Origin of the sequence: Bacteroides sp. B1-V-101 (genome assembly GCF_023656585.1) — a bacterium.
GTDB lineage: Bacteria > Bacteroidota > Bacteroidia > Bacteroidales > Bacteroidaceae > Bacteroides > Bacteroides thetaiotaomicron.
Map to the genome: position 1 here is coordinate 39,977 of NZ_JAMOKH010000017.1, position 12,710 is coordinate 52,686.

The 12,710-nt window shown below is 45.0% G+C and carries 10 protein-coding genes and 1 tRNA gene; 5 read left to right on the plus strand and 6 right to left on the minus strand.

Going from position 1 to position 12,710, the window contains the following annotated elements; all coding sequences use genetic code 11:
* Positions 1-7 precede the first annotated feature (7 nt).
* The 4 genes from NBH01_RS14100 to NBH01_RS14115 form a co-directional block, all read right to left on the minus strand.
* Positions 8-1,318: a nucleobase:cation symporter-2 family protein gene (locus tag NBH01_RS14100; protein ID WP_234141630.1), complete on the minus strand. Its 1,311-nt coding sequence runs from the start codon at positions 1,316-1,318 to the stop codon at positions 8-10.
* Positions 1,319-1,376: 58 nt separating this feature from the next.
* On the minus strand, positions 1,377-2,084 hold the full coding sequence (locus tag NBH01_RS14105; RefSeq protein WP_011109270.1) for a nucleoside-specific channel-forming Tsx family protein: 708 nt from the start codon (positions 2,082-2,084) through the stop codon (positions 1,377-1,379).
* Positions 2,085-2,156: 72 nt separating this feature from the next.
* Positions 2,157-3,752 carry a SusD/RagB family nutrient-binding outer membrane lipoprotein gene (locus tag NBH01_RS14110; RefSeq protein WP_195380710.1) on the minus strand — a complete coding sequence of 532 codons (1,596 nt, stop codon included), beginning with the start codon at positions 3,750-3,752 and terminating at the stop codon, positions 2,157-2,159.
* A gap of 17 nt (positions 3,753-3,769) precedes the next feature.
* Positions 3,770-6,877 (minus strand): SusC/RagA family TonB-linked outer membrane protein, encoded by a 3,108-nt coding sequence (locus tag NBH01_RS14115; RefSeq protein ID WP_195380709.1) that lies wholly within the window; start codon positions 6,875-6,877, stop codon positions 3,770-3,772.
* A gap of 124 nt (positions 6,878-7,001) precedes the next feature.
* On the opposite strand from NBH01_RS14115, the gene NBH01_RS14120 reads away from it, so the two are divergent.
* The 3 genes from NBH01_RS14120 (at position 7,002) to NBH01_RS14130 (ending at position 8,121) form a co-directional block, all read left to right on the plus strand.
* The gene (locus NBH01_RS14120) at positions 7,002-7,586 is read left to right on the plus strand and encodes a uracil-DNA glycosylase family protein (RefSeq protein ID WP_195380708.1); all 585 of its coding nucleotides are present in this window, start codon (positions 7,002-7,004) and stop codon (positions 7,584-7,586) included.
* Positions 7,587-7,629: 43 nt separating this feature from the next.
* Positions 7,630-7,983, plus strand: coding sequence for an arsenate reductase family protein (locus NBH01_RS14125; protein ID WP_008760124.1), 354 nt, complete (start codon positions 7,630-7,632; stop codon positions 7,981-7,983).
* A 65-nt stretch (positions 7,984-8,048) separates the two neighbouring features.
* A tRNA-Trp gene (locus NBH01_RS14130) sits at positions 8,049-8,121 on the plus strand.
* A 102-nt stretch (positions 8,122-8,223) separates the two neighbouring features.
* On the opposite strand, the gene NBH01_RS14135 is transcribed toward NBH01_RS14130, so the two are convergent.
* Positions 8,224-8,658, minus strand: a complete 435-nt coding sequence (locus tag NBH01_RS14135; protein WP_008760122.1) for a DUF5053 domain-containing protein — start codon at positions 8,656-8,658, stop codon at positions 8,224-8,226.
* Positions 8,659-9,040: 382 nt separating this feature from the next.
* Positions 9,041-10,906: a vWA domain-containing protein gene (locus NBH01_RS14140; protein ID WP_250700161.1), complete on the minus strand. Its 1,866-nt coding sequence runs from the start codon at positions 10,904-10,906 to the stop codon at positions 9,041-9,043.
* A gap of 191 nt (positions 10,907-11,097) precedes the next feature.
* On the opposite strand from NBH01_RS14140, the gene NBH01_RS14145 reads away from it, so the two are divergent.
* Positions 11,098-11,751 (plus strand): CDP-alcohol phosphatidyltransferase family protein, encoded by a 654-nt coding sequence (locus tag NBH01_RS14145; RefSeq protein ID WP_008760121.1) that lies wholly within the window; start codon positions 11,098-11,100, stop codon positions 11,749-11,751.
* Positions 11,748-12,704 (plus strand): phosphatidate cytidylyltransferase, encoded by a 957-nt coding sequence (locus NBH01_RS14150; protein ID WP_011109264.1) that lies wholly within the window; start codon positions 11,748-11,750, stop codon positions 12,702-12,704. The genes NBH01_RS14145 and NBH01_RS14150 overlap by 4 nt, the downstream gene beginning before the upstream one ends.
* Positions 12,705-12,710 lie beyond the last annotated feature (6 nt).

Genomic DNA, 12,710 nt, shown 5'->3' on the forward strand with positions numbered 1-12,710 from the left:
TTACCTATTACTTCACTCTAATTACCATATTAGCAACAATTGCAGTTAAACCTCCGGTGGTGATTCCTGAAGAGAAAATACTTCGAATTGCCTCTGGAGCTTGTTTTAATACGTCCGGCATTAGTTCCACACCCAAACCTAAAGATAGGCTGACTGCTAAGACTAAGGTTTCTTTGCGGCCTATTTCCTGTGAGGAAACGATGCGGATACCTGCTGCCGCTACTGTACCGAACATTAATAAGGTGGCGCCTCCCAGTACCGGATCGGGCATCAGAGAGAATATAGCTCCTACAATGGGGAATAATCCCAGCAGAACGAGCATAGCGGCAATATAATAGCCTACATAGCGGCTGGCAACTCCTGTTAATTGGATGATACCGTTATTCTGTGCGAAGATGGAGTTCGGGAAGGAGTTGAATATACCTGCTAAAAGAGAGTTGAAGCCATCTGCCATCACACCGCCGGAAACACGTTTCAGATAAGAATCACCTTCAATCGGAAGTCCGGAAATCATGGAGTTGGCTGTCACATCACCTGTGGCTTCAATGGCAGTGATCAGATAGACCAGGCCAATGGCGATAAATGAAGAGATATTAAAATCAATACCGTATTTAAAAGGTTGCGGGATGTTGAAACTCATCAGCATCTCGACATTTAGTGCGCTCATATTTACTTTTCCCAGGGCGAAAGCCAGTCCATAACCCAGACAAAGGCCGAACACGATGGAACTCATGCGCAGGTATTTGTTTTTGCAGCGATTGAAAAACAAGACGCTCAACAATACGAGTGCAGCAATGGACAGATTTTCCCACGAACCGAAGGAGCCGTCGTCCATCGCGCCATATCCGCCGCCACAGGAAACGATACCGACTTTGATCAGACTCAATCCGATCAGTAGTACGACAATGCCGGACACTAGCGAGGTGATGATATTGCGAAGATACTTGAAGGTACGGCTGACGACCATTTCAATAGGTGCGGCAGCTATACAGGAGCCGAATATCAGCGGAAGTCCGCCTACTAATCCGGTCGCTATGATAGGACCGATAAAGGAGAAGCTGGTACCTTGGATGCAGAGCAGCTTCGCTCCTATCGGACCGATACGACGGCATTGTATAAACGTAGATACCCCCGAAGCAAAAAGGGACATAGATACCAGAAAGCTTGTTTTTTCAACATCCAGCTTCAGTGCGCTCGCAATGATAAGAGGAGGTGTAATGATGGCTACAAAGATAGCCAGCAGATGTTGCAAGGCAGCAAACAGGGCATCTTTAAATGGGGGGCGGTCTTCTACGCCATAGATCAAATCTGTTTTCATTCGATATTTTTATTCAATAATTGATGTATATCCGTTGGGGAATTTTGTACTTCGAAGTTTAGTTCAGCGTCCACTTCAAAGCCAGTGTCGGAATTACATAGAAGCCGTCACGACCACCGAAATTATTGCTCAGTTCCACTTCGGAACCGACACTCAGGTTAAAGTTTTTATTCACTCCCTTGATGCGGTTCAGGTTTACCCAAAATTGCGGTTCGGAGAGGAAGATGGTTTTTCCATACTTGGTTTCTTCACGCCACCAGTCGGCAAAACCGGAGAAGGTGAGCAAATCCTTGCAAAAGTTCATGTACCATGTTCCTGTCAACTGGAAGTTATTCGGGGATGGGTGCTTTTGTATATACTTATACATCGCTGTCAATGTGAAGCCTCTGGAGAAAGAAGCGTTATTATAGGTATAGGTGGCTCCCGCCAGGTAAGCGTTGTTGTAGGAGAATCCTTTTGCCAATCCACCATTGTATTCGAGATGGGCGGAGAAAGGACCTTTCCAGAATTTCAGTTCACGGGCTATCTCCCAGTAAGCGGAAGCGACCCCTTCGGACGTATAGTCCATATCGATAAAGAAGTAGGTACTTCCCCAGTTGTCGGGATGGAACTTCTCGACAGTGGAGGTCAACAGCGGGCGTCCTTTCAAGTCTTTATCATACAGGGAACGTCCGAAATCATAATGTAACTGAATGTTTTGTGCCTGCAATTCCGGTACGGCAGAAAGTAGCATACATAGGAAAAGAGCAGAAATGATCTTTTTCATGACAAATGTGTTTAAATGAAGGTGCAAAAATAGTTAAACCTATACATATATTCACATTCCGACACTAAAATTTTAATCCAGACTATTATTTCCTGTATCCCACCACAATCGGGTACCTCCATGATCGGGTCCGCCCAGAGCCTCCACAAGAGCCAGATATTGCTCTCTGTCTTCGGTTTGCAGCGTGCCGGGGAAGTTGAGGCGACGTACCATTGTCTCCGTGTCGATACATCCGTTCCTGCTATGGTTAAAGCGTACCGGAAACAGGCGGGGATATCCCGTGCGACGCTGTTCCGCCCATGCCTCGCAACCTTCCGGGAATAAGGCTATCCATTTCTGCGTAATGATCTTTTCCAGCTTTATTTCCTTGTCGTCTGCGGGATTCCATTTAGGAGAAACCAGGCAACGGGCAGGAATGTTATTTTCGGGGTCTTGTGTGTCGATGAAATCGGCAGCTGTCCGCTCACTGTTCAGATAGTCGTCCATCTGATAAATGCCGCGTTGATGAAGAGACGCCTTTATTCCGTTCTGATAACATTCTTCTTCATCCTCCGGTATCCATCCGCGCAAAGCAGCTTCGGCACGGAGAAACCAGATTTCAGCGGAACTCATCAATGGGGCATCCGTACTCTGATCGACGGACAATTTGGATAAGCCTGCATAATGATTGTGCGCAAAGCAGGTTCCCTGACGGATGCCGCGATACTCTCCTGCATACGCTTTGTCGGTACAGGTTTCAAAGTAAACTTTCAGTCGGGGATCATCGTAGCCTGTCAGAATAGATTCCATTGCAGCGCTCATATAAGTTTCATTCCATACCCGGTTGAGTTCTCCCAACGGATTCGTGAATCCGGATTTCGTTGAGACCGCTACCCGTTCATCTTCCGCTTCAAAAACACCAAATTCATTTTCCAGTCCTTTCAGGAACTCGGTGCGTGCCTTATCCGGATCAACCGCAGAAATACGCATTGCCAGACGCATACGCAACGAATTGGCAAACTTGATCCAAGAGGAATATTGACCGTCCAGCAAAATATCAAAGCGGGTGAATCCATTGGAGTCGGGCTTCTTGTCTATATAATCGGCAAGAGAGACAACAGCCGAATCGAGTTCATTAAAGAACTCGTAGTAGACTTCTTTCTGCGTATCAGGGCGATATTGATTCTGGGCATTCGCGAAATTCTTATAAATAACAGGGCCGTAATAATCTGTCACACGGTGCATGACTTCCACTTTCAGCACCTTGGTAATGCCGAACAAGGCAGGTTCCGTATCACGGGTGGCATTCTCCGACTGGTAGATTTGTGGAAAGATATACGAATACATATGTGTCCACATGGCGCTGTTCCAGCCATCCTGCATATTATAATCCGAGTTATGCGTACCTCCGTTCAGGGGTTTTCCGTCGTGCATATAACCGGAGAACATATCCGCGTTCAGATTCTGTATCAACTGGAAAGGCCAGTTCTTGCCTTTACCGAAATCGTAGTTAAAGTAGATGCCTTGCTGGATAATCCCCAGACGAATACCGTAACCATTGTCGTCAATCAGCAAATCATCGTCCGTAACTCCCGACTGGTCGGTATTAAATTCACGAAATTTCCCTGTACAGCCAACAGAAAGCAGCAGCATCCCCAGCAAGTATATATAAATATGTTTTTTCTTCATCGTCTTCTCTCCTGCTCTTAAAATTCACATGTCAAAGTAAAGCCCAGACTGCGGGTGGTAGGCATACCGAACACTTCAATTCCCTGATTGTCATTGCCTGTAGAAAGTACCAGATCGGGATCGAAAGGCGCTTTCTTGTACAGGAAACAAAGGTTGCGGGCTACAAAAGAAAGTTGCAGGTCTTTCAGGCAATTCGTTTTCTGTATCCATTTTCGGGGGAAGCTGTAACTCAGCGAAACTTCCCGCAGACGGAGGTTGGTAGCGTCATACATATAGTATTCCGTCACGCCGGCGCGTCCGCCCACTACATTTTTATAGAATCCTTTGACATCGCTTATCTGCCGGCCTTCCAGCGAAACATATCCTTTATCACGGGCTTGTGCCGTCGCTTTCGATACTCCATAGAGGTCCATCTCCGCCTGGGTCTGCGAAAGGATTTCACCTCCATAGCGCCAGTCAAGCAGGAAGTAAAGGCTGAAACCTTTGTAGGAGAAGGAATGATTCCATCCCAGCATAAAATCCGGATTGGCATTGCCCAACTTTACGGTATTTCCGTCGCCTTCGACCAACGGAAGTCCTTTATAGTCTCCGTCCGTTCCATAAACGATGTTGCCTGCTTCATCACGTATAAAGGCTTTACCGTAAATATCGCCGATAGAGCCGCCTTTCACCAGTTTCATCGCATAACTGGACGAGAAGCTGGTAGGTCCGTAAACAAATTCTTTCAGTTCTTCATGGAGTTCTACAATCTTGTTCTTATTGGCAGAGAAGTTGAGAGAGGTCTTCCACGTGAAGTCGGGGATCAGTACCGGAGTGGCATCCAGCGTTATCTCCCATCCCTGATTCCGGATATCTCCGGCGTTGACGTATCGATAGGCATACTTATCCCCCGCAAGCGCAGGCAGTTTGAAGAACTGCTCATACGTGTCGGTACGGTAATAGGTCAAATTTAATCCGAGGCGGTGCTGCAAGAACTTCCATTCCATACCCAATTCGACGGAATGCGTCATTTCCGGTTTCATCTCGGCGAAAGGGGCCGCATCGCTTGCCAGTATCTCTCCACCGGCAGTCACATACGAAACAGGGTAAGTGATAAAGGGAGGCACCCCGTTGCCTACGATACTATAAGCACCGCGCAACTTCGAGAACGAAACCCATTCGGGCATCTTTACCCACTTATTCGGAAGGAAAGAGACACCGGCGGAAGGATAAAAGAATCCTTTCTTCTCGTACTTCGTGTAAGCCAGCGTAGACGACCAGTCGTTACGTGCGGTCAGGTCAAGGAAGACTCCTTCTTTATAGCCAATCTGTGCCGTCGCAAAGAGCGATTGCAGTTGGTAATGGGCATCTATTTTCTGATCGATACTGGCAGAACTGCTCATCACGATATTGGCAAGATTAAACACATTGGCATATTTCAACGAAGCATTCTTCGAATCAATGCGAGTAGAGTTAGTTATTCTGTCATTGATACTGCCACCAATGGCTACATCCAATGTGAAGTCATTCAGTTGCTTCTTGACCATCGCCATCACATCTCCGTACATCTGCGTTTCCTGATAATCCATTTCAATATAGCGCCCGTTCATCCCACAGAGTGCCGTAGCGGTGGAGGCATAAAATTTCTGACGCAGTTTATCGGCTGAGTAATCCAGATTGCCACGAGCCTGAAGTGTCAGCCAATCAGTGACTTTCAAATTGGCAGAAAGGGAAAGGAGCAGGCGGATACGTGCATCCTTACTCTGTATGCGGTTTTGTATCCAATACGGATTCTGTTCAAAGTCTTCGGTAAAAGTATGCCAGTTTTGTGTATTCAGCTTTCTGTCCTCGTCATAACGTTCATAGTTCTCCTTATAATAAGACAAGTCCTCGCCACGAGGAAAGCGGTAGAGACCTACCAGAGGATTCATATAAAAGCCTCCCGATACGGGTTTATTCTTCACCGTCTGCTTCATGACATTCACGTTACCGTCCAGTTTCAGCCTGCTGTTGAAGAGGACGGCGGTCTCTCTCAGATTGATATTGTGTTTGGAGAGTTTATTTTCATTCAGAATACCGCGACCGGTGGTGTTGGCATAGGAGAAATATGTTTGTAGCTTGTCATTTCCGGAGTTGACGGATACAGAAGTAATCGACGTCAGTCCGGTACGGAAAAAGTCACCCAAATTATCGTAAACCGTCAGATTTTCTTTTTCTCCCCAACTGTCTGTTACATCACTTACTCCGTAGCTGTTCTGCATTTCGGGCAGAGAGAAAGCCTTTTCAAAAGTCAGTCCGGTAGAGAAATGAATATCCCTCCGTCCTACGGTATTTCCTTTCTTTGTAGTAATAAGAATGACTCCGTTGGCCGCCTGGCTACCATACAAGGCTGCGGCAGGAGCTCCTTTCAGGATGCTGATACTTTCCACATCCTCCGGATTCAGATTCGAGATTCCGTCTCCCCCATCCCGGTTACCGGCATTTGCCGTACCGCCGATAGCCGAATAAGCCTGTTCCGAAGTAGAATTTAGCATGGGAACACCATCTATCACGTACAGAGGCTGATTATCACCGGCCACCGATCGTACCCCACGGATACTGACTTTCGCCGATCCGCCCATGCCGGAAGAGTTCTTGCTGACCTGCACACCGGCTGCCTTTCCTGCCAAAGCCGTGATCATATTCACTTCTTTCACACGATTCAGTTCTTCTCCCCTCACCTTTTGCACGGCATAAGCCAAAGAGGATTCTTTCTTTTCAAGTCCCAAAGCAGTTACAATCACGTGGTCAAGCAGCAGAATATTTTCTTTCAGACATATTTCAAGCATTGACCTACCCTTTACACTGACTTCCTGAGACTCGTAACCTACGAAAGAAATTTGCAGAACAGCACTATCCGGAACGGATAAAAAGAAATTCCCCTCCACATCTGTCACTGTTCCATTCGCTCCGCCTTTCTCTCTGATTGTCGCTCCGATAAGTGGTTCACCATAGGTATCGATGACCCGCCCCCTTACCGTAAAACTGGCAGAGGAAACTTTCACACATTCTTTCGACCCCGGCCGTGAAGCATAACAATCTTCTTCAAAGAAAGATAACAAGCTTATAAAACAGCAACTTATAATTATTCTTGTTTTCAACAGCATTTCAATAAGTTGTTTTTCACCATCTCCGTGCAAAAATAGCCAAATATTTTTAAATTTGTTTTTTTCCGCAACTATTTTGAAGGAAAAGAATAGATTCGTTATTTTTGTAGGAAATTACATCAATATGGAGATTGAAATCGAAAAACATCCTTTAAAACCTTTTCTCCCACCAAAAGCAAAGCTGCTGATGCTGGGAAGTTTTCCGCCACAAAGAAAACGGTGGTCGATGGATTTTTATTATCCGAACCTGAACAATGATATGTGGCGCATTGTCGGACTCTTGTTTTTCGGAGACAAAGATCACTTTCTGAACGATACGCGGAAAGCATTCTGCCGGGAAGAGATTATTGACTTCCTGAATGAAAAAGGAATCGCCCTGTTCGATACAGCCTCATCTATCCGGCGTTTGCAGGATAATGCTTCGGACAAATTTCTGGAAGTGGTGCAGCCGACGGACATTGCTGCATTACTCCGCCAACTGCCCGAATGCAGAGCAATCGTCACCACCGGACAGAAGGCAACGGATACGCTCCGTGCACAACTGGAAGTGGAAGAACCGAAAGTAGGAGACTATGCCGAATTTGTGTTTGAAGGACGGGCGATGAGACTCTACCGGATGCCTTCTTCCTCACGGGCGTACCCGCTTGCATTAGATAAAAAAGCCGCCGCCTATCGGATTATGTATCAGGATTTGCAGATGGTAATTTAGGTAATAGGTATTAAGTAATAATAATCGATAAATAGTATATAGTATGACACCTTTATTTTTGCAATATCCGGCGTGCAGTACATGCCAGAAAGCTAAGAAATGGCTAATCGAAAATAACATTGAGTACACTAACCGGCTCATTGTGGAAGATAACCCTACGGTGGAAGAGTTGAAAGCATGGATTCCACGAAGTGGATTGCCAATAAAGAAATTCTTCAACACAAGCGGTTTGGTATATAAAGAACTGAAACTGAGCGAGAAGCTGCCTTCCATGACTGAGGAAGAACAAATCGCATTGCTGGCAACAAACGGTAAGCTGGTGAAACGCCCGTTAGTAGTGACAGACAGCTTCGTTCTGGTAGGTTTTAAGCCCGATGAATGGGAAAAATTAAAATAATTGGAAATTTATTTACCCTAATATTTGCTGGTTCGGAAGTTTATACTACCTTTGCAGCCGCAAACACGGGAGTAGCTCAGTTGGTAGAGCACCGGTCTCCAAAACCGGGTGTCGGGAGTTCGAGCCTCTCCTCCCGTGCAAGGTCAAATAGCTGTAAGTATAATGCTTACAGCTATTTTTATATATAAAAAGCGGCTTCCAATTTAATATGGAAGCCGCTTTCATTCGAAAGTTGTGTTTTTAAAGGCGATGTTTCCTCAAGAGGAAAGCACTTTTCTTTATTCGTTCACTCAAATCGAGTAAACTATCTGATAATAAATCAATTTCATCGTCAGTAAAGGTAGCAACCTTGTTATTAACATGATAACCATTCATACGCTGACTGAACCAAGAACGCGACTTATTAAAATATTCTTCAGCAATATAAGACCAAGTAATAGCCGGAACAATATCTTTCAATGCTTGCTTGAAATCATATTCATCAATCAACGCTTGTGACTGGTCTATTGTTTGCTGAGCTTTATTGGAAAGAATCTCAGCAAATTCACGTTTTTCCTCTTCCGTTTTCCCTGATAAGGTATGAGCTATTTTACCCTGGAACTGTCTCCGTTGTTCATCTGTCTCCAGCTGGAGAAATTCATTCAACAAATTATTTATCTCTCTATCTGTTCCCATAACAAACATTTTTATATGATTGAGTTTTTAAAGCACCCCCTCAATACATGAGGAGGTTAATGTTAGTCTTTCAGTTGTTTGAGGAGTTCGATCAGCTTATCCAGTTGAATATCGATCAACCTCTCTAACTCTCTTTGTGGGTATCCTTGCTTCAACAATTCCTCCACACTTTGAGCATAGAACTGCAAGCATCGCTTAACATGCTCTATGTGAGCCTTTAGCTCTTCCTGATTGTCAAACATCGCTTTAAAAACACAGTACAAACATAATAAACATTTGTTTATCAGCAAAACTATTGCAGATAAATCCGTCCTTTAAATTGATTCTTTAACACTTAGATACCTTCTTATAGCGTCTATACACTCTTTCCTAATTGTAATCGTTAATCACTTATGGTTTTCTCCTGCTTCATCCCTTTGGCAGTTTCTACCAAACGGATAAATTCTCTTCTGTATCCTTTTTCATCATTATCCAATCCCTGTTTGGCAAGGCCGATCACTTTATCATAGTTTGCCTCTCCTTTAAAGTCAGAGTCCCGAAGCAGCTGACCGAACATAGCCACGGCAGAAGCGAAGCGGAAATCGGAAGAAACATTATTTCCTTTATTATCCACAAAGGGAACTTCCATCTTTTTGCTGACGTCCTTGTCCGGAGCTTTATAGCGCAGTTTCACGGTCAGCAATTCATTAGAGCCGGTCGGCTGCACCGTCTCTTTTTGTTTCTTCTGATATTTCAGATCATCTATCTTTCCTACGTAGTCATTCTTTACGCCTACGGGAATCACTTCATAGAAAGCTGTCACCGTATGTCCGGCTCCCAATTCTCCGGCATCTTTGGCGTCATTATTAAAGTCTTCGTCTTTCAGCAAACGGCTCTCATAACCAACCAAACGATATGCCTGCACCTGAGCCGGATTAAATTCCACTTGCAGTTTTACGTCCTTCGCCACCGTATGAAGCGTAGCGCCAAACTCACCCACCAGGACACGATTGGCTTCCTGCAAATTATCGATATAAGCATGATTTCCATTCCCTTTTTCTGCTAAAGCCTGACCTTTATTGTCTTTATAGTTACCCATTCCATAACCTAGCACACTCAGGAATACTCCGCTCTTACGTTCCTTTTCTATCAACTGTTCCAAACCTTCCACAGAAGAAACACCTACATTGAAATCTCCATCGGAACAAAGAATGATCCGATTGTTTCCTTTAGGAAGGAAGTTCTGTTTAGCCACTTTATAAGCCAGTTGGATACCTGCGCCGCCGGCCGTAGAGCCACCGGATGTCAGTTCGTCTATCGCATCACGTATTTTCTGTTTGTCACTGCCCGGAGTAGATTCCAGTTTTACGCTGGCGTTGCCTGCATACACAACGATGGCAACTTTATCTTTTTCACGCAGGTTATTAACTAATAGCTTCAGAGATGACTTCACCAAATCCAGACGGGTAGGTCCCCACATAGAACCGGATACATCAATCAAGAATACCAGATTAGATTCCGGAAGTTTGTCAGTCGGAATCTCCCTTGCTTTCAGTCCGATACGTACCAGACGATGATCAGCATTCCAGGGACAAACACCAGCCTCCATTGTAATCTTCACCGGATCGCTTCCGGTCGGCTTCGCATAATCGTAGGAGAAATAATTCACTAACTCTTCCGTACGGATAGCATCGGCCACCGGCAAGGTACCGCTGTTGATCATACGACGCATATTACTGTAAGAAGCGGCATCCACATCAATAGAGAAAGTAGAAAGCGGAGATTCTCCTACCTGCTTAAAACCATTTTCACTGATCGATTTATATTCTTCCGTATTTACTGCATCCATACGTACGGACGGGTGTCTGAGACTTGCCAGATTGACGGTTGATATGGCGCCGGTAACAGCTACCTTTCGCTGGCTGCCGTATCCGACGACAACACATTCTTCCAAAACATCAGAACTAGCCATAAGGCTTACGTCCATCTTTGCAGAGAATATGATTTTTTCCACTTTCTCAAAACCAATATAGCTGAAGATAAGAGTTTCCCCCTTGTTTGCTTCAATCCTGTACTGCCCTTGTAGGTTCGTAACAGCTCCACGGGATGTTCCCTTGACCGTCACCGCACATCCTACCAACGGCGAACCGTCTGATCCGTCCGTCACCGTTCCCTTTACGATCAAAGGCTGTGCCCATACCGTACCACCCAATGTAGTAATCACTAACATCACCGTGAGCATCATTGCTCTGAGTTGATTTGTCTTCATAACTTTATCTTTTTAAAATGTTACAATTAATCCGCTTTTACTATAGAGATGCAGATTCCACACGGATTCCATAAACCAACAGAAGTTTTTTTTATTTTCATTGAAAATAGCACGCTTTTCAAAATAATCCTTCATTCTTTTGCTGCTTCTAAGATGATGTGTATATTTGCGAACAATAAACATTCATAAACATGAAACATGAAGTCGACGGAAGGCGGGAAATAGCCTCACGAAACACCGCTTGGGCTAACATTATCGCCCGTAAACTAACCGGTTGGGGCATCACTCCCAACCAGATTTCAATGATGAGTGTATTCTTCGCTTTGGCTGGTTGCCTTCTGCTGACGGGCACTGTTATCTATCCCGATTTCAATAAATACGTCGCTTATATTCTGTTCATCGTCTGTATGCAGTCGCGGTTACTATGCAATCTGTTTGACGGAATGGTGGCTATAGAAGGAGGAAAGAAAAGTGCCAACGGAGATTTATACAATGATATGCCCGACCGATTCGCCGATGCCTTGTTTATCATTCCTGTAGGCTATGTAGCCGGAGGATTCGGGATAGAACTGGGATGGCTTGCCGCCCTGCTTGCCGTAATGACCGCTTATTTCCGCTGGATAGGAGCTTACAAGACACAACAGCATTTCTTTAACGGCCCGATGGCGAAGCAACATCGCATGGCTTTATTGACACTGTGCTTTGTGATTGCCACCTGCACCATTCACTGGGGATATGAACAGATCGTGTGCCTCATTACTCTTATACTAATGAATATCGGTCTGATCGCCACTCTTATACACCGTTTATATCTTATGTCTCACACAAACAACGAAGCGAAATGAAACAACTGTTGGACAAATTATTCCCTACGCTAAGCGATGAGTTGATTATTGTAATCACCCTTATTATCTGTTTGCTGGTGACGGCAAGCATCGCCCTCTTTCTGGTAAAAAAGCTGTCGCCGAAAACCAATATCAGCGAACTGGTTGCCCGTACCCGCTCATGGTGGATTATGGCAGCAATGTTTATCGGTGCCGTTTTCATCAGCTACGACATTTCTTATTTTTTTCTTGCATTTCTCTCTTTTATAGCATTCAGAGAACTTTATTCGGTATTAGGATTCAGAGAGGCAGACCGCCGTGCACTGTTCTGGGGCATATTGGCTATTCCTATCCAATACTATCTTGCTTATATCGCATGGTATGGAGCATACATCATATTCATCCCCGTAGTTATGTTCCTGTTATTGCCATTACGACTGGTATTGAAAGGCGATACACACGGAATCACTAAATCCATCGCTTTGCTGCAATGGATTCTGATGCTTTCTGTATTTGGTATCAGCCACCTCGCTTATCTTCTCTCGTTACCCGAATTGCCGGGCTTCAATGCGGGAGGACGCGGACTGCTGATGTTCCTCGTGTTCCTTACAGAAATCAACGATATCATGCAGTTCGTCTGGGGAAAACTCTTCGGACGTCACAAAATTCTGCCCAAAGTGAGTCCCAACAAAACATGGGAAGGCTTTTTGGGAGGTGTCGTCAGCACTACGGTTATAGGATACTTTCTGGGATTCCTCACTCCGCTCTCCACGCCCAACGTAATTCTGGTCAGCGCCCTCATTGCCATTGCCGGATTTGCGGGAGATGTAGTCATCTCGGCCATCAAACGTGATAAAGGCATCAAAGACATGGGAGATAGCATCCCCGGTCATGGTGGAGTATTCGACCGCATAGACTCTCTGTCCTATACAGCTCCGGTGTTCTTCCACCTCGTTTATTATATAGCTTATTAGCCGGCA